General features: G+C 55.4%; 18 protein-coding genes. 12 read left to right on the forward strand and 6 right to left on the reverse strand.

Going from position 1 to position 15,950, the window contains the following annotated elements; all coding sequences use genetic code 11:
* Positions 1–52: 52 nt before the first annotated feature.
* Both ES815_RS06810 and uxaC read right to left on the reverse strand, forming a co-directional pair.
* A complete protein-coding gene (locus ES815_RS06810; protein ID WP_142487196.1) occupies positions 53–1,540 on the reverse strand; it encodes a UxaA family hydrolase in 1,488 nt (495 codons plus the stop codon).
* Between the two features lie 18 nt (positions 1,541–1,558).
* Positions 1,559–2,971 carry a glucuronate isomerase gene (gene uxaC, locus ES815_RS06815; protein WP_142487197.1) on the reverse strand — a complete coding sequence of 471 codons (1,413 nt, stop codon included), beginning with the start codon at positions 2,969–2,971 and terminating at the stop codon, positions 1,559–1,561.
* Positions 2,972–3,450: 479 nt separating this feature from the next.
* On the opposite strand from uxaC, the gene ES815_RS06820 reads away from it, so the two are divergent.
* The 11 genes from ES815_RS06820 (at position 3,451) to ES815_RS06870 (ending at position 10,804) form a co-directional block, all read left to right on the forward strand.
* On the forward strand, positions 3,451–4,749 hold the full coding sequence (locus ES815_RS06820) for an MFS transporter (protein WP_142487198.1): 1,299 nt from the start codon (positions 3,451–3,453) through the stop codon (positions 4,747–4,749).
* A gap of 166 nt (positions 4,750–4,915) precedes the next feature.
* Complete coding sequence (exuR, locus tag ES815_RS06825) at positions 4,916–5,692, forward strand: transcriptional regulator ExuR (protein ID WP_142487199.1); 777 nt, start codon at positions 4,916–4,918, stop codon at positions 5,690–5,692.
* A 351-nt stretch (positions 5,693–6,043) separates the two neighbouring features.
* Positions 6,044–6,706, forward strand: coding sequence for a DedA family general envelope maintenance protein YqjA (yqjA, locus tag ES815_RS06830; RefSeq protein ID WP_059307126.1), 663 nt, complete (start codon positions 6,044–6,046; stop codon positions 6,704–6,706).
* A gap of 4 nt (positions 6,707–6,710) precedes the next feature.
* Positions 6,711–7,094: an EnvZ/OmpR regulon moderator MzrA gene (gene mzrA / locus ES815_RS06835; RefSeq protein WP_142487200.1), complete on the forward strand. Its 384-nt coding sequence runs from the start codon at positions 6,711–6,713 to the stop codon at positions 7,092–7,094.
* A gap of 155 nt (positions 7,095–7,249) precedes the next feature.
* Entirely contained in the window at positions 7,250–7,618 is a 369-nt protein-coding gene (locus ES815_RS06840) for a DUF1090 domain-containing protein (protein ID WP_142487201.1), read from the forward strand.
* 29 nt (positions 7,619–7,647) lie between these two features.
* Complete coding sequence (locus tag ES815_RS06845; protein WP_142487202.1) at positions 7,648–7,953, forward strand: YqjD family protein; 306 nt, start codon at positions 7,648–7,650, stop codon at positions 7,951–7,953.
* A 2-nt stretch (positions 7,954–7,955) separates the two neighbouring features.
* On the forward strand, positions 7,956–8,354 hold the full coding sequence (locus ES815_RS06850; protein WP_142487203.1) for a phage holin family protein: 399 nt from the start codon (positions 7,956–7,958) through the stop codon (positions 8,352–8,354).
* Positions 8,351–8,665, forward strand: a complete 315-nt coding sequence (locus ES815_RS06855) for a YqjK-like family protein (protein ID WP_142487204.1) — start codon at positions 8,351–8,353, stop codon at positions 8,663–8,665. The genes ES815_RS06850 and ES815_RS06855 overlap by 4 nt, the downstream gene beginning before the upstream one ends.
* A gap of 221 nt (positions 8,666–8,886) precedes the next feature.
* The gene (locus tag ES815_RS06860) at positions 8,887–9,279 is read left to right on the forward strand and encodes a DoxX family protein (protein ID WP_181247303.1); all 393 of its coding nucleotides are present in this window, start codon (positions 8,887–8,889) and stop codon (positions 9,277–9,279) included.
* 65 nt (positions 9,280–9,344) lie between these two features.
* A complete protein-coding gene (locus tag ES815_RS06865; protein ID WP_142487206.1) occupies positions 9,345–10,331 on the forward strand; it encodes a glutathione S-transferase family protein in 987 nt (328 codons plus the stop codon).
* Between the two features lie 107 nt (positions 10,332–10,438).
* Positions 10,439–10,804 carry a DUF805 domain-containing protein gene (locus tag ES815_RS06870; protein ID WP_142487207.1) on the forward strand — a complete coding sequence of 122 codons (366 nt, stop codon included), beginning with the start codon at positions 10,439–10,441 and terminating at the stop codon, positions 10,802–10,804.
* Positions 10,805–10,843: 39 nt separating this feature from the next.
* Here ES815_RS06870 and ES815_RS06875 read toward each other — a convergent pair whose 3' ends face one another.
* On the reverse strand, positions 10,844–11,740 hold the full coding sequence (locus ES815_RS06875; protein ID WP_106994774.1) for a LysR family transcriptional regulator: 897 nt from the start codon (positions 11,738–11,740) through the stop codon (positions 10,844–10,846).
* Between the two features lie 105 nt (positions 11,741–11,845).
* Here ES815_RS06875 and ES815_RS06880 point away from each other — a divergent pair, with 105 nt between their 5' ends.
* The gene (locus ES815_RS06880) at positions 11,846–12,547 is read left to right on the forward strand and encodes a pirin family protein (RefSeq protein WP_142487208.1); all 702 of its coding nucleotides are present in this window, start codon (positions 11,846–11,848) and stop codon (positions 12,545–12,547) included.
* 38 nt (positions 12,548–12,585) lie between these two features.
* On the opposite strand, the gene ES815_RS06885 is transcribed toward ES815_RS06880, so the two are convergent.
* The 3 genes from ES815_RS06885 to ES815_RS06895 all read right to left on the reverse strand — a co-directional run bounded on the left by ES815_RS06885 (position 12,586) and on the right by ES815_RS06895 (position 15,938).
* Entirely contained in the window at positions 12,586–13,890 is a 1,305-nt protein-coding gene (locus ES815_RS06885) for a serine dehydratase subunit alpha family protein (protein WP_142487209.1), read from the reverse strand.
* A 21-nt stretch (positions 13,891–13,911) separates the two neighbouring features.
* The gene (locus ES815_RS06890; RefSeq protein ID WP_142487210.1) at positions 13,912–15,243 is read right to left on the reverse strand and encodes an amino acid permease; all 1,332 of its coding nucleotides are present in this window, start codon (positions 15,241–15,243) and stop codon (positions 13,912–13,914) included.
* A 284-nt stretch (positions 15,244–15,527) separates the two neighbouring features.
* Positions 15,528–15,938, reverse strand: a complete 411-nt coding sequence (locus ES815_RS06895; protein ID WP_142487211.1) for a Spy/CpxP family protein refolding chaperone — start codon at positions 15,936–15,938, stop codon at positions 15,528–15,530.
* Between the last annotated feature and the right edge of the window lie 12 nt (positions 15,939–15,950).

Consider the following 15,950-nt stretch of genomic DNA (forward strand, 5'->3'; position numbering starts at 1 on the left):
GGCCTTTTACTCTCGTAGGCCGGGCAAACGCAGTACCGCCCGGCAAACACACTTACAGCGTTACACCACTCTTAAAGATCGCCAGCTCGCGGAAGTCGTTTTTCTCGTTGCAGGTCTGCTTGCCGTTAGCGATATCAACAATCACATCCACAAACTCCGTTAACAGCTGCGGCATCGCTTTGCCGTGGATCAGCTGACCGGCGTCAAAATCGATCCAGTGCTTTTTCTTCGCCGCCAGCTCGCTGTTGGTGGCAATTTTTACCGTCGGCACAAAACCGCCGTACGGCGTACCGCGACCGGTGCTGAACAGCACCATATGGCAGCCCGCACCCGCCAGGGCGCTGGTGGCCACGGCGTCATTGCCCGGCGCGCTTAACAGGTTCAGCCCGTGAGTTTGCAGCCGCTCGCCGTAGCGCAGGACATCCACCACCTGGCTGGCGCCCGCTTTCTGGGTGCAGCCGAGGGATTTCTCCTCGAGCGTCGTGATCCCGCCCGCTTTGTTACCCGGGGATGGATTCTCGTAAATCGGCTGGTTGTGGGCGATAAAGTACTGCTTGAAGTCGTTGACCATGGTAACGGTCTTTTCAAAGGTCGCTTCGTCGCGGCAGTGGCTCATCAAAATGCGCTCCGCGCCGAACATCTCCGGCACTTCGGTCAGCACGGTGGTGCCGCCGTTGCTGATGACGTAGTCGGAGAACTGACCCAGCATCGGGTTGGCGGTAATGCCGGACAGGCCGTCCGAGCCGCCGCACTCCAGACCAAACTTCAGCTCGCTCAGCTTGCCCGCTTCACGTTTGTCGTGACGCATCACCTCATACAGCTGATGCAGATGCTCCAGCCCGGCTTCCACTTCGTCATCCTGATGCTGACAGACCATAAAGTGCACGCGTGCCGGATCGAAATCCCCCAGCGTTTCGCGGAAGGCATCGACCTGGTTGTTCTCGCAGCCAAGGCCGATCACCAGCACCGCCCCGGCGTTCGGGTGGCGCACCATGTTTTGCAGCATGGTGCGGGTGTTGACGTGGTCGTCGCCCAGCTGGGAACAGCCGTAGGTGTGGCTGAACAGATGAACGCCGTCAGTCCCTTCTGCCTGCCCGGTCTCTTTCAGGAACCGGCTCTGGATCTGACGGGCGATGCCGTTGACGCAGCCGACGGTCGGCAGGATCCACAGTTCATTGCGGATCCCCACCTCCCCGCTGGCGCGGCGGTAGATCTGAACGTCACGATCCGCCGCCTGGCTGGCCTCAGCCTGTAACTCAGGTTGATAGCTGTACTCATCCAGATCGCTCAGATTGGTGCGCGTATTGTGGGAGTGAATGAATTCACCCGCCGCGATATCCGCCAGCGCATGGCCGATAGGCAGACCGTATTTAACGACGTTCTCCCCTTTGGCAATGGGTTGCAGGGCGAACTTGTGCCCGCGCGCCACGTCCTGGCGCAGCGTGACGGTCTGGTTTTCAAACGTCACGTCCAGACCTTCGCTCAGGTCGGCCAGCGCGACCGCTACGTTATCCAGCGAATGGATCTTGATGTATTGCATATCAACCCTCAGAAGGCCTTAGTTCAGTTCAATAGCGAAGTAGTCGCGCGCATTGTTAAAGCAGATGTTTCTCACCATTTCGCCCAGCAGCTGGATATCGGCCGGGGCTTCGCCCGCTGCCACCCAGCGGCCAATCATCTGGCACAAAATGCGGCGGAAATATTCATGGCGAGTATAAGAAAGGAAGCTGCGGCTGTCGGTCAGCATCCCGACAAAGCGGCTCAGCAGGCCGAGCTGCGCCAGCTGGGTCATCTGACGCTCCATGCCGTCTTTCTGGTCGTTGAACCACCAGCCGGAACCAAACTGCATCTTGCCTGGCATCCCTTCGCCCTGGAAGTTGCCGATCATGGTGCCCAGCACCTCGTTATCACGCGGATTCAGGCAGTAGAGGATAGTTTTCGGCAGCAGATTCTCTTCGTTCTGTTTGCTCAGCAGTTTCGACAGCTCTTCCGCCAGCGGACGGTCGTTAATGGAGTCAAAACCGACGTCAGCGCCCAGCAGTTTGAACTGGCGCAGGTTGTTATTGCGCAGCGCGCCGATGTGGTACTGCTGCACCCAGCCGCGACGGGCATATTCTGCCGCCAGCCAGACCAGTACCGCAGTTTTGAACTGCGCCACTTCGTGTTCGTTCAGGCTTTCACCGGCCAGACGACGCGCCAGAATGCTGTCCAGCTCGGCTTCGTTGGCGTCGGCAAACAGCACCACGTCCAGAGCATGGTCAGACACTTTACAGCCGTGAGCCGCAAAGTGATCCAGACGCTTCGCCAGCGCGGTCTGCAGATCGCCGAAACGGCGGATCTCGGTATCAGAGACTTCACTCAGCTTCGCCATGTAGTCAGCAAAGGTCGCCTGCTCAATGTTGAAGGCTTTGTCCGGGCGCCAGCTTGGCAGCACTTTAACGTCAAACGAGCTGTCTTTCGCGACAACAGCGTGATGTTCCAGCGAGTCGATCGGATCGTCGGTGGTGCCGACCATCTTGACGTTCATCTGCTTCATGATGCCGCGGGCAGAGAATTTGTCCTGCGCCAGCAGTTCGTTGCATTCGTTCCAGATCTCATCGGCGGTAGCCGGAGAGAGCAGCTTGCCGGTAATGCCAAACGGACGGCGCAGCTCCAGATGGGTCCAGTGGTACAGCGGGTTACCGATGGTGTGCGGCACGGTTGCGGCCCAGGCGTCGAATTTTTCACGATCGGAGGCATTGCCGGTACAGAGGCGTTCCGCCACCCCGTTAGTGCGCATAGCACGCCACTTGTAGTGGTCACCTTTCAGCCAGATGTCATACAGGTTTTTGAAACGGTAATTTTCGGCAACCTGCTGCGGCGGAAGGTGGCAGTGGTAGTCGAAAATCGGCTGGTCTTTTGCGTAATCATGATACAGACGGCGGGCAAATTCGGTATCTAACAGAAAATCTTCAGTCATAAACGGGGTCATTATCGTCTTCCTCTTACGAGCCTACGAGTGCGTCAGAAAAGTAATGTTCAGATGCTGCAAAGTTATCACACCAATTTCCAGAGGCCGATGATTTTTTCGTGAGTTAGATCAATAAACGTCGACAAATAATCTACATCCAAAGTGGTAAATACCGCTAAACCCCGCGCCAGCTCTGGCCTGACAGAGCGGAGACATTGTCCTTACAAAGATTGACACTTTTGTGATGTCACTCACCTTTTAAAGTTGTATGACAAGTTATCTTTTCGCCGTCGCAAATTATAAGCCGACGGAATGCGTTACCGGTGCCACAGGCATCGGACTCAGCGGTAAGGATACCGACTTATGCACGTTTACTTATGGCAAGGTTCGGGTCGTTCCGGGAGTCATCCCGGTAACACCCTCCCGTTGATAAACATCTCACGCCTGGCGTAGGGATGCCCGTACTCCGGTGCGGCAATAACATAACGATGAGGTTTTACATGCGTAAAATTAAAGGGTTACGTTGGTACATGATCGCACTGGTGACGCTCGGCACCGTGCTGGGCTACCTGACGCGTAACACCATAGCGGCGGCTGCACCGACGCTGATGGAAGAGCTGCACATCTCCACGCAACAATATTCTTATATTATCGCGGCCTACTCCGCGGCTTATACCATCATGCAGCCGGTAGCAGGCTACGTGCTGGATATTCTGGGTACCAAGGTCGGCTACGCGGTCTTCGCCGTCACCTGGGCTATCTTCTGCGGCGCAACCGCGCTGGCAGGCAGCTGGGGCGGCCTGGCGCTGGCCCGCGGCGCAGTCGGTGCGGCGGAAGCGGCGATGATCCCTGCGGGTCTGAAAGCGGCGTCCGAGTGGTTCCCGGCGAAAGAGCGTTCCATTGCGGTGGGCTACTTCAACGTGGGTTCCTCTATCGGCGCAATGATTGCTCCGCCGCTGGTGGTGTGGGCTATCGTGATGCACAGCTGGCAGCTTGCGTTTATTCTCTCCGGCGTGCTGAGCTTCGCCTGGGCAATGTCCTGGCTGATCTTCTACAAACACCCGCGCGATCAGAAGAAGCTTTCTGAAGAAGAACGCGACTACATCATCGGCGGCCAGGAGTCTCAGCACCAGACCAACAACGGCAAGAAGATGTCTGTTCTGCAGATCCTCGGCACCCGTCAGTTCTGGGGTATCGCCCTGCCGCGCTTCCTGGCAGAACCGGCCTGGGGTACCTTCAACGCCTGGATCCCGCTGTTCATGTTTAAAGTCTACGGCTTTAACCTGAAAGAGATCGCCATGTTCGCCTGGATGCCAATGCTGTTTGCTGACCTCGGCTGTATCGTCGGCGGCTATCTGCCACCGCTGTTCCAGCGCTGGTTTGGCGTGAACCTGATCGTCTCCCGTAAAATGGTGGTGACCATGGGCGCCCTGCTGATGATTGGCCCGGGTATGATCGGCCTGTTCACCAGCCCATACGTGGCAATTGGTCTGCTGTGTATCGGTGGTTTTGCTCACCAGTCTCTGTCCGGTGCGCTGATTACGCTCTCTTCTGACGTCTTTGGTCGTAACGAAGTGGCGACTGCCAACGGCCTGACCGGGATGGCTGCCTGGACTGCCAGCACCATGTTTGCCCTGGTGGTAGGTGCGCTGGCTGACACCATCGGCTTCAGCCCGCTGTTCGCGGTCCTGGCGGTGTTCGACCTGATGGGTGCGGTGCTTATCTGGACGGTGCTGAAAAACAAATCTGCGGATGAGTTGCAGCAAGAGTCTGTTGGAAGGCCGGCAACGCAGAGTTAGTGTAATGCCGGGTGGCGCTGCGCTTACCCGGCCTACAGAACCCGGAGGCCCGCGCCGCCGGGCATATAAAGGCCGCTCCTGAGCGGCTTTTTTGCGGGTCAAATCTGGAGACAAACGGGTAAAAGTGGTATAACAAATCATTAGCCATACCCTGCCTGGAGCGCATATGGAAATCAACGAACCCCGTCGTCTTTATCAGCAACTTGCTGCCGAGCTGAAAGCTCGTATCGAGCAAGGCGTGTATCTGGTAGGTGACAAATTACCTGCCGAGCGTTTTATTGCTGATGAGAAGAGCGTAAGCCGCACCGTGGTTCGTGAAGCCATCATCATGCTGGAAGTTGAAGGCTATGTTGAAGTGCGTAAGGGTTCAGGCATTCATGTCATCTCCAGTCAGGCAAAACACTCCCCGGCCCCGGACGAAAATCTGGAGTTTGCCAACTACGGCCCCTTTGAGCTGCTCCAGGCCCGTCAGCTTATCGAAAGCAATATCGCCGAGTTCGCGGCGACGCAGGTGACCAAGCAGGACATCATGAAGCTGATGGAGATCCAGGATAACGCGCGTAAAGAAAAATGCTTCCGCGACTCCGAATGGGATCTGCAGTTCCACGTCCAGGTGGCCCTCGCCACGCAAAATACCGCCCTGGCGGCAATTGTCGAAAAAATGTGGACTCAGCGCGTTCATAACCCGTACTGGAAAAAACTGCACGATCACATCGATTCCCGTACCGTGGATAACTGGTGCGACGATCATGACCAGATCCTCAAGGCCCTGATCCGTAAAGACCCGCATGCGGCAAAACTGGCGATGTGGCAGCATCTCGAGAACACCAAACAGATGCTGTTCAATGAAACCAGCGACGACTTCGAATTCAACGCCGACCGCTATCTTTTTGCCGAGAATCCGGTGGTTCACCTCGATACCGCCGTTAGCCACGCGAAATAAGCCCCTTTTTCTACCGACAGGCGCTTCGCTGCGCCTTCCGGCCCCGGTGGGTAAGCAAACCTTTAGAGTGTCAGCGTTTGTAAAAGACCTCGCGTCCCCTGCCTGGGTTAAGCCAAAATCAATCCGGGAATGATGCAAATACTGTGACGGATCCCTTCAGGCTTTGTTACAATTAGATGCATTTAGCCGTTTAGCTTGTTAGTTAGTGCTTGCTTACTTTGCCACTTAACAGGGAACAGTTCTGGCCACACATTGTGTCCGCGAGCGACCATAATGAAATTATAAAAAATGTCGCCGTGCTGTTTGACCCGGTTGACAGGTGTGCCGTTAACCGATTTTCAGGAACACTGAATGGAACTTTTGACCCAACTACTGAACGCCTTATGGGCTCAGGATTTCGAAACGCTGGCCAATCCTTCCATGATTGGCATGCTCTATTTTGTCCTGTTTATGATCCTGTTTCTTGAAAACGGTCTGCTGCCTGCCGCTTTCCTGCCCGGCGATAGTCTGCTGGTGCTGGTGGGCGTGCTCTGTGCAAAAGGGGCAATGCAGTTCCCGCAAACCGTGCTGCTGCTAACCATTGCCGCCAGCCTCGGCTGCTGGTTGAGCTATATCCAGGGGCGATGGCTCGGCAATACGCGCATCGTGCAAAACTGGCTTTCCCATCTCCCGGCACACTATCATCAGCGAGCGCACCATCTGTTCCATAAGCACGGGCTCTCCGCGCTGCTGGTGGGCCGCTTCATCGCCTTTGTCCGTACCCTTCTGCCAACGATTGCCGGGCTCTCCGGCCTCAGCAGCACCCGTTTTCAGTTCTTTAACTGGATGAGCGGCCTGCTATGGGTGCTGATCCTGACTACCCTCGGCTACCTGCTCGGTAAGACCCCGGTATTCCTGAAGTACGAAGATCAGCTGATGTCCTGCCTGATGCTGCTGCCCGTCGTGCTGCTGGTGTTTGGCCTGATTGGTTCGCTGGTGGTGTTGTGGAAGAAAAAACATGGAAGTCAGGGTTAAAGCAATGAGCAATTCAACACCGTCACTGCGCCGTCTCTCTTACGCCATGGTTGCGCTGATGATGTTCAGCGCCTTGCTGCTGGCCTGGACGGCGCTGCAAAAGCAGGAATCAACGCTGGCGATCCGCTCCGTTAATCAGGGCACCAGCATGCCAGATGGCTTCTCCATCTGGCACCATCTGGATGCGAACGGCATTCAGTTCAAGAGCATTACCCCACAGAATGACGTGCTGCTGATTACCTTCGACTCCAGCGTGCAGAGCGCCGCAGCGAAGAAGGTGCTCGACCGAAGCCTGCCGCACGGTTATATCATTGCCCAACAGGATGAGGGTAATCAGGCGTCCGCCTGGCTGACGCGTCTGCGTGATACCTCGCGCCTGTTAGGCTAAATTTCCACTATTCTGAATCTTTTCACTCACTTTGGTGATATCACCGTTTACTTACTATGCTTAAGTACGCGGAGCACCTCCCACTCGTACTCCGCACAACTCTGGAAATCGACATTCCCGCAGGTTATGTCGAAAAACAATGGAAGGTTTTCATAATGAATTACCGCATCGCCCTGGGCCTCGCCCTTTTTTCTTTAAGCGCAGCATCATTCGCGTCTTCTCTGTGTCAGGAGAAGGAAAAGGACATTCAACGCGAGATCAGCTACGCTGAAAAGCATAACAATCAGAGTCGAATCAACGGGCTGCAGAAGTCCCTTAGCGAAGTTAAAGCTAACTGTTCAGACAGCAAGCTGCGTGCCGATCATCAGCGCAAAATTGCCGATCAGAAAGAGGAGATTGCTGAACGCCGCCAAGATCTGGCGGAGGCAAAAGAGAAAGGCGATGCGGACAAGATTACAAAACGTGAGCATAAGCTGCTGGAGGCGCAGAACGAGCTGAAAGCGCTGGAGTCTCGCGATTACTGATTTAATGGACATCTTAACAGGAGAGAATCATGTCAAAAGATACTACGTCAGACCATTTACGCGCTGAACTGAAGTCCCTGGCGGATACCCTGGAAGAGGTGCTGAGCTCCTCGAGCAGTAAGTCGAAAGAAGAGCTGAGTAAACTGCGCAATAAAGCGGAGCAGGCCCTGCATGAGAGCCGTTACCGTCTGGGCGAAACCAGCGATGTGCTGGCGAAACAGACCCGTGAAGCCGCTGCGCGCGCCGATGAGTACGTACGTGAAAATCCGTGGGCCGGGGTAGGTCTCGGTGCTGCGGTTGGCGTCGTCATCGGCATGCTCCTTACGCGACGTTAATTATGGAAGATTCACGTCAACCACAAGGGCCCGCAAAAAACGTCCTCGGTATCGGACAGCGGATTTTAACCACTCTCGTCGGCATCGCGGAGACGCGTATCCGTCTGGCAGTGGTTGAACTGGAAGAAGAGAAAGCAAACATCTTCCAGCTGCTACTGATGTTGGGGTTGACCATGCTCTTCGCCGCGTTTGGCCTGATGAGCCTTATGGTATTAATTATTTGGGCAGTCGATCCGCAATACCGCCTCAATGTGATGATTGGCACAACCGTGGTACTGCTGCTCGCCGCTCTGATAGGTGGAATATGGACGATGCGCAAGGTGCGCCACTCGACCCTGTTGCACCATACCCGTAAGGAACTGGCTAACGACCGGTCATTGCTGGAGGATGAGAAAAAGTGAGCAGAAGCAGATCAGAACGTCAGCGAGAGAAGGCATTTTTGCTAAGCCAGATCCAGCAGCAGCGGATTGATCTGTCAGCAGGCAGCCGCGACTGGCTGGGAGCGACCCACGCTTACGACCGTGGCTGGAATACCTTCCTGAGCCTCCGTGCCTGGGCGCTGGTGGCGAGCAGCATTATGGCGGTGCGGGCAGTCCGACATCCGAACATGCTGATCCGCTGGGCGCGCCGCGGTTTCGGTATCTGGAGTGCCTGGAAGCTGGTGAAATCGACGATTAATCAGCAGCAGTTACGCAAATCCGACGCACGCTGACGTTGTCCTCTGCCTCACCCGGTAAAGCGCCTTCTGGCGCTTTACTTTTTTGTGCCGTCCCGCCTTGCTCAATATCTTTGAAAAAGATTGACAGTTTTCCTTGCTAACAATCCCCATTAACCCCGTTTATGATTCTCTCCATCGACAGCGAGACCGCGGCATCCGCCCGATTTTGCACACTAAATTGTATTTACAGCCCTAGTGGTTCCCTGGAGAGTAAGATGAAAAAATTAGAAGATGTTGGTGTACTGGTTGCGCGTATCCTGATGCCAATCCTGTTTATTACCGCAGGCTGGGGCAAAATCGGTGGCTACGCCGGTACGCAACAGTATATGGAAGCGATGGGCGTTCCGGGGTTCCTGCTGCCGCTGACCATTCTGCTTGAGTTTGGGGGTGGTCTGGCGATCCTGTTCGGTTTCCTGACCCGCACTACGGCACTGTTTACCGCAGGCTTCACCCTGCTGACGGCGTTCCTGTTCCACAGCAACTTTGCGGAAGGCGTGAACTCCCTGATGTTCATGAAAAACCTGACCATCGCAGGCGGTTTCCTGCTGCTGGCCATCACCGGCCCGGGTGCATACAGCATCGACCGCGTTCTGAATAAGAAGTGGTAAGCACGCTATACTGAATCAAAAAGCGAGGAGATATCTCCTCGCTTTTGCTATCTAAGGAGGAAAAGATGGGACAACTCGTAGACGGCGTCTGGCAGGATACCTGGTATGACACCAAATCCACCGGAGGGCGTTTTAAGCGCTCCGTTTCGGCCTTCCGTAACTGGCTTACCGCGGACGGCGCGCCTGGCCCGAGCGGCGAAGGCGGCTTTGCGGCAGAGAAAGATCGTTACCATCTCTATGTCTCGCTTGCCTGCCCGTGGGCACACCGCACGCTGATCGTCCGCGCCCTGAAGGGGCTGGAGACGCTGATCCCCGTCTCGGTGGTGCATCCGTTGATGCTGGAAAATGGCTGGACCTTCGGCAGCGATTTCCCGGCGGCCACCGGCGATTCACTCTATCACCACGATTTTCTCTATCAGCTTTACCTGCGCGCCGACCCGCACTACACCGGCCGGGTAACCGTTCCGGTACTGTGGGACAAGAAAAATCAGACCATTGTCAGCAATGAATCGGCGGAGATCATCCGCATGCTGAACACCGCGTTTGATGCTCACGGCGCCCGGGCGGGCGATTTTTATCCGCCGGCGCTGCGCGATAAAATTGATGACCTGAATAGCTGGATCTACGACAACGTCAATAACGGCGTCTATAAGGCCGGGTTTGCCACCAGCCAGGAAGCCTATGACGAAGCCGTGAATAACGTCTTTGCGTCACTGGAGCGTCTGGAGCAAATCCTGGGTCAGCACCGCTATCTGACCGGTAACCAGCTGACCGAAGCCGATATTCGCCTGTGGACCACTCTGGTTCGCTTCGACCCGGTTTACGTGACCCACTTTAAATGCGACAAACGCCGGATCAGCGATTACCTCAATCTGTACGGTTTCCTGCGCGACATCTATCAGATGCCGGGAATTGCGGAGACGGTCGATTTTGACCATATCCGTAACCACTATTACCGCAGCCACAAAACCATTAATCCGACGGGCATTATTTCCATCGGCCCGTGGCAGGATCTGACTGAACCGCACGGCCGCGACGCTCGCTTCGACTAAGCCTCAGGGGCGCTTTTCTGGCGCCCTTTACCCCTCTTTTATTCCCGTCTATGCTTTATTTGCACCCTTAGAAAACAAGTGATTAATTGCTACTGAGGCCACAACAAATGGACTGGTATCTAAAAGTACTGCGAAATTATATTGGGTTTAAAGGGCGCGCCCGGCGCAAAGAATACTGGATGTTTATTCTGGTGAACTTCATTCTGATCTGCGTCCTGGGCCTCATTGACAAAATGCTGGGCTGGGAGCGGGCTGGCGGCGAGGGCATTCTCACCACGGTATATGGCCTGCTGGTGTTTCTGCCGGGGTGGGCGGTACTGTTTCGCCGACTGCACGATACCGACAGGTCGGCATGGTGGCTGCTGCTGGTACTGATCCCGGTGCTCGGCTGGATAATTATTTTGATCTTCAACTGCCAGCGCGGAACGGTAGGCGAAAACCGTTTTGGGCCGGATCCGCTGCTAAACAACTGATGGATTGCCCGGCGGCGCTGCGCCTGCCGGGCCTTCAGATTACTTCTGGGTAAACAGCTTCTGGATCTCGCGCAGACACCAGGATTTGGCTTCGCCCATGCTGTCACGTCGCCACGCCATTATGATATCCACTTCACTGGTGTACTCCGGGCTGACGACCCGCAGCCGTCCTTCGGCAATATCTTTTTCCACAAAGGGATACGGCATGGTGGCCACGCCCAGCCCGGCCAGCAGCGCCTGACGCTTATCTTCCAGGGTACTGACGGTGAGACGCGGCTGTTTATCGAGCAGCTGGACAGTTAATACCGGGCGCTCGCGGGCAGTATCCGCCACCGCCACGCCGCGGTACTTCACGCGGGTCACTTCGGAGAGCGGCTCCGGCTCCTGGTGGATCGGATGATCCGGTGCTGCGACGTAGACGTTCAACACTTTATAGAGCTTGCGGGAGTTGATTTCGGACGAAGAGCGGAAGTGCATGTCCGGGGCGATGACGATATCGGCCCGTCCCTGCTCCAGACGCTCCCACGCCCCGGCGAGTACCTCGGTGATAATCGACAGCTGGGTATTGGCTTTATCCGCCAGGCGATCCACCAGCGGGTAGAGCGCAGTGGTGGGCACCAGGGCCTCGGTGACAAGCGTCAGGTGCGTTTCCCAGCCGCGGGCCAGGGCTTCGGCATCGGTGGTCAGTTTATCCGCCGCTTCCAGCAGTACGCGACCGCGCTCCAGCAGCATTCGCCCGACGTTGGTGAATTTTGTTCGGTGACCGGAGCGGTCAAACAGCACCACATCCAGCTCTTCTTCCAGCTTCTGCATGGTATAGCTCAGGGCAGATGGCACGCGCCCCAGTTCATCCGCTGCTGCGGCGAAGCTACCGCGTCGATCGATCGCGTCCATCACCCGCAGTGCTTCAAGGGTCAATGCTCTCTCTTTAGCCATGGCGTTCTCATTCAGTAAATTTGAACATACCGGGCAGAATATCTGGCTAACAATGCAGCGTCCATACCTTTACCATTGTTTTAGTGTAAAGAGAGGTCAAGTTTTATGATTACGACAAGAACAGCCAAACAGTGCGGACAAGCCGATTTCGGTTGGCTGCAGGCCCGCTACACCTTTTCCTTTGGACACTACTTTGACCCGAAGCTGCTGGGCTATGCCTCTTTGCGCGTACTGAATCAGGAGGTACTCGCACCCGGGGCCTCGTTCCAGCCGCGTACCTATCCAAAAGTGGATATCCTGAACCTGATTCTTGAAGGCGAAGCAGAGTATCGCGACAGCGAGGGCAACCATGTCCAGGCGAAAGCCGGTGAAGCATTGCTGATAGCCACTCAGCCAGGCATTAGCTATAGCGAGCACAACCTCAGCAAAGATAAGACGCTGACGCGGATGCAGCTGTGGCTGGATGCCTGCCCGGAGCGTGAAAACCCGCCGCTCCAGAAGATCGATCTGCTGGAAGGGAAGCAGCAGCTGCTGGCCTCGCCCGACGGCAGCGCAGGCAGCCTGCAGTTACGCCAGCAGGTGTGGGTGCATCATATCGAGCTGAATAAAGGGGAGCGCCTGAGCTTCCAGCTGCACGGCCCGCGCGCCTATCTGCAGTCCATTCATGGCACGGTTCATGCGTTAACGCCAGCCGAAGAGCGGGAAGCGCTGACCTGCGGAGATGGGGCGTTTATCCGCGACGAGGCGAATATCACCCTGGTGGCCGATACGCCCCTGCGGGCGCTGCTGATTGATTTGCCGGTGTAAGACGGCCCCTCGCTCCGCAAGGAGAGAGGGGCATTATTTCAGGACACCTTTTGCGCCATTATTTCGATAATCTGCTGGTCGGTCGCCTGCATTGAGCGGCATGCCAGTGAGCAGAGATTGGCGATAGACTGTTCGACATCATGCGCCACAATCCCTTCGTTGCCGGTAACAGCAGAGTCATCGAGCGCCATCATCACCGACTTCCAGGCGCAGCTTACGCTGGTCGAGACCTTCATCGCACAGCTGTTAGACGCACCATCACAGATCATCCCGCTGACATCACCAATCATACTGCTTATCGCCATCGCGATAGCGTTATAACGGCCATCCAGTAGCCATGCCATACCTGCCGCTGCCCCCATGGCTGCCGTGGTTGCCGCACACAGTGCCGACAGCCGAGGAAGCTGATAGTGGATATAAATCGCCGACAGGTGCGAAAGCATCAGCGCCCGCGCCAGTTTTTCGTCATCAGCCTGAACATGCTCAGCGACCACCACTACCGGCATGGTGGCAGTAATCCCCTGATTACCCGATCCGGAATTGCTCATGGCGGGCAGCGTCGCACCGCCCATGCGGGCATCCGACGCGGCACTGGTGCGGATCACAATTTCCGAGCCAAGATCCCGGGCAAAAAAACCGGTCGCCTGCTGTTTATGCAAGGTCGCGCCGATATGTAACCCCCATTTGCCGGATAATCCTTCCCGGGATAACGCATCGTTCAGACGCGCCGCCTGCAGAATAAAACGGATCGCCGGGAACGGCACATGCTCAATAAACTCGAGGATCTGCGACAGCGTGGCGCGCGAAAGCATCGCCAGCGGATCGTCGGTACACCCCTGCGGTTGCTCATCGAGCCTGAAACAGGTTTTACCCTGACAATCAATCTGCACAACCCGGGTATGACCGCCTGCAATGGTGACGCTTGCCGATTTATCCCCGGCATAAACACGTGCACGGGAATAGAGGATCTCGTCACAGGGATCCTGCAACTTCACCTGCACCTTTCCAGCCTTAAGTAACGCTTTCGCTCGGGCGACGGCCTCTGCGGAGGCATCTTTTAACACCTCCAGCCCGCCCTGGGCATTGCCACCGATAGCCCCCAGCGCGGCAGCAATCGGTAGCCCCACCATTCCGGTGCCTGGCACCGTCACACCCAGTCCATTTTTCATTAAATTCGGTGAAACCCACGCTTCTATTTGTGTAATTTCACCACTCAACTGCTTAGCCGCTATAGCACAGGCCAGCGCCAGCGAAACAGGCTCCGTACATCCCAGCGCAGGTTTTACCTCTTCCTGCACCGCGTGAATAAACAGGTTCCACAAAGGATTCATTTGCTCAGACATCGTTACGACCTTCATTGCGCCTCACGAAAATGCGAGGAAAGGAGAAACACAAAGCAGCAGCCCGGTAATGATAATGATCACCAGCGACACGCCTTTGTATTTGTGCAGCGCAGGGACCTTGTAGACCAGCCACGCCGGAATTAAGCAGCCCACCATGCCGAAAATGGGGCTGCAGATAGAGGTGAAGCTCAGCACCGGCGCGTTTAATACGATGGCGCTCCAGGCAAGCAGAATGGCGAAGAGCATAATGCCGCGCTGTACGGTACGTTCATTGATTTTTTCCGCTGGCAATTTGCGACGCAGGATGTTCATGACGATGCCCTGAGTGGCTTCACGAAAGCCGAGATAGACACCAAAGAATGCCGTCATGACTGCGAAGATATTCAGCACCACGCTGACGATTTTGACCCAACCCGCGCCGTCACCGCTGATAAACTGCGCGGCAATCGCCAGGGCAGAGATATTTTGCTCATAGGCCTTAACCGCTTCGTCATGCCCCATCGCAAGGGTAAAAGAAACCGCGTAGAAAAAGACGGTCACAAACAGAATGCCAAACGCGATATTCATCGCCCGCAGGGCTTTATGCCGCGCCACTTCAATCGATTTCGAACGTGAGCGGTAGGAGATCACCATCGGGCTGAGCGTCTGAATAAACAGAATGGAGGTTAAGGTAAAGGGCAGTGTAATAATGGCGTTTTTAATCAACAGCCCCACCGGCGGTAACGTCCCGACGTTATACAGATGCCACATGCCGATCATCGATAATCCTAACGCAGCCACCACCAGCAATTTGGTAAGCACCATCAGGCTGGAAACTTTAAACAAGAGCTTTTCGCCGCGCGAGGAGATTGCCACCAGAATACAGATCAGAAACAAACCATAGAGCGGGTTCTCTGACAGCAGGCCGTTGGTCACGCCGAAGGTATGCAGATAGGATGCACTGTCATTGGTGATCGCCGTGGAGTAAACGAACATCCAGATAACCAGCATCACGAAATAGAGCGCTCCTAATAAGATGCCCCAGTTTTTGCCTAAATAGCCGCTAATCACGCTCGGGTAGTCTTTGCACTCCGGTGATTCCGCCAGGGTGTTAATAAATAACCGCTGAAACAGGTACATGGCCGGATAACCGATAATCGAGGACAGCAGAAAAACCCACAGTCCCATCAGGCCAACCTGCACCGGGAGAAAAACAATGCCCGCGCCAATGGCCATCCCGATACTCATGATGACCCAACCGGTATCGGTACTGTCGAATTTAATCGCTTCCTGCCATTCACTTTCACTCATTCCTGCCCGTCTTGCCGCCGGGGAGTCGTTCACAATCACGCTGCTGTTTGTCGCCGTATCCATTAGGCTCTCGCTTATTTTGTAGGGTAGACAGTTATTTTTATGGGTATCTGCTCATCAGCGATAATGATTCAGAGAGGTGCAGGTGTTTGTTATTTGAATGGAAAAATCATACCGGGAGAGGAAGAGAAAAAAGTCACAACATTAATGTGGATTTTGCCGATTCAGAGAAAAAAATACTCTTTATAAAATGAGAAGAGAGGCTATTTTCTCATTGTGATGCACTTCAAGAAATAAAAAACCCGCGACAGGCGCGGGTTGATGCTCTCCTGTCAGGGGCGAGTCGCTTATTGGGTCATCGCCTGAGCGATTTGCGAGCGGACCTCGGCGCGCTGTTCAGGAGTCAGCACCTGGCTCACATCGAAGTAATATTTCACGCGGTAGTAACGCGCCTGCTCTTCAATACGGCTGAACGCCGCCAGCTGATCTTTGACCGCTTTTTCATCCCACTTGCCTGACTGGATGACGTTAATCAGAGTGCCATTTTTCACGTTGTCGGTTGAGATCTTAGCGACGTTATCTTCCAGCTGCTGGTGCAGAGCCTTGATTTTCGTGGTCTGCTCACTGCTGAGTTTCAGCTGCTGTACGATCGGATCCTGCGTCGGCGCGGGCGCGGTGGCGACCTCTGCCGCCTGCGCCACACCCATCACGCCCGTCAGGGCTGCCGTCATCAGCGCGATGCGGAAAATCTTTTTCATCTCACAATCCTT

The organism is Leclercia adecarboxylata, assembly GCF_006874705.1.
GTDB lineage: Bacteria > Pseudomonadota > Gammaproteobacteria > Enterobacterales > Enterobacteriaceae > Enterobacter > Enterobacter adecarboxylatus_C.

Bases quoted from the DNA above. Each gene is read 5' to 3' on its own strand.
- ES815_RS06810 (WP_142487196.1), bottom strand. From the start codon at position 1,540: ATGCAATACATCAAGATCCATTCGCTGGATAACGTAGCGGTCGCGCTG.
- uxaC (WP_142487197.1), bottom strand. From the start codon at position 2,971: ATGACCCCGTTTATGACTGAAGATTTTCTGTTAGATACCGAATTTGCC.
- ES815_RS06820 (WP_142487198.1), top strand. From the start codon at position 3,451: ATGCGTAAAATTAAAGGGTTACGTTGGTACATGATCGCACTGGTGACG.
- exuR (WP_142487199.1), top strand. From the start codon at position 4,916: ATGGAAATCAACGAACCCCGTCGTCTTTATCAGCAACTTGCTGCCGAG.
- yqjA (WP_059307126.1), top strand. From the start codon at position 6,044: ATGGAACTTTTGACCCAACTACTGAACGCCTTATGGGCTCAGGATTTC.
- mzrA (WP_142487200.1), top strand. From the start codon at position 6,711: ATGAGCAATTCAACACCGTCACTGCGCCGTCTCTCTTACGCCATGGTT.
- ES815_RS06840 (WP_142487201.1), top strand. From the start codon at position 7,250: ATGAATTACCGCATCGCCCTGGGCCTCGCCCTTTTTTCTTTAAGCGCA.
- ES815_RS06845 (WP_142487202.1), top strand. From the start codon at position 7,648: ATGTCAAAAGATACTACGTCAGACCATTTACGCGCTGAACTGAAGTCC.
- ES815_RS06850 (WP_142487203.1), top strand. From the start codon at position 7,956: ATGGAAGATTCACGTCAACCACAAGGGCCCGCAAAAAACGTCCTCGGT.
- ES815_RS06860 (WP_181247303.1), top strand. From the start codon at position 8,887: ATGAAAAAATTAGAAGATGTTGGTGTACTGGTTGCGCGTATCCTGATG.
- ES815_RS06865 (WP_142487206.1), top strand. From the start codon at position 9,345: ATGGGACAACTCGTAGACGGCGTCTGGCAGGATACCTGGTATGACACC.
- ES815_RS06870 (WP_142487207.1), top strand. From the start codon at position 10,439: ATGGACTGGTATCTAAAAGTACTGCGAAATTATATTGGGTTTAAAGGG.
- ES815_RS06875 (WP_106994774.1), bottom strand. From the start codon at position 11,740: ATGGCTAAAGAGAGAGCATTGACCCTTGAAGCACTGCGGGTGATGGAC.
- ES815_RS06880 (WP_142487208.1), top strand. From the start codon at position 11,846: ATGATTACGACAAGAACAGCCAAACAGTGCGGACAAGCCGATTTCGGT.
- ES815_RS06885 (WP_142487209.1), bottom strand. From the start codon at position 13,890: ATGTCTGAGCAAATGAATCCTTTGTGGAACCTGTTTATTCACGCGGTG.
- ES815_RS06890 (WP_142487210.1), bottom strand. From the start codon at position 15,243: ATGGATACGGCGACAAACAGCAGCGTGATTGTGAACGACTCCCCGGCG.
- ES815_RS06895 (WP_142487211.1), bottom strand. From the start codon at position 15,938: ATGAAAAAGATTTTCCGCATCGCGCTGATGACGGCAGCCCTGACGGGC.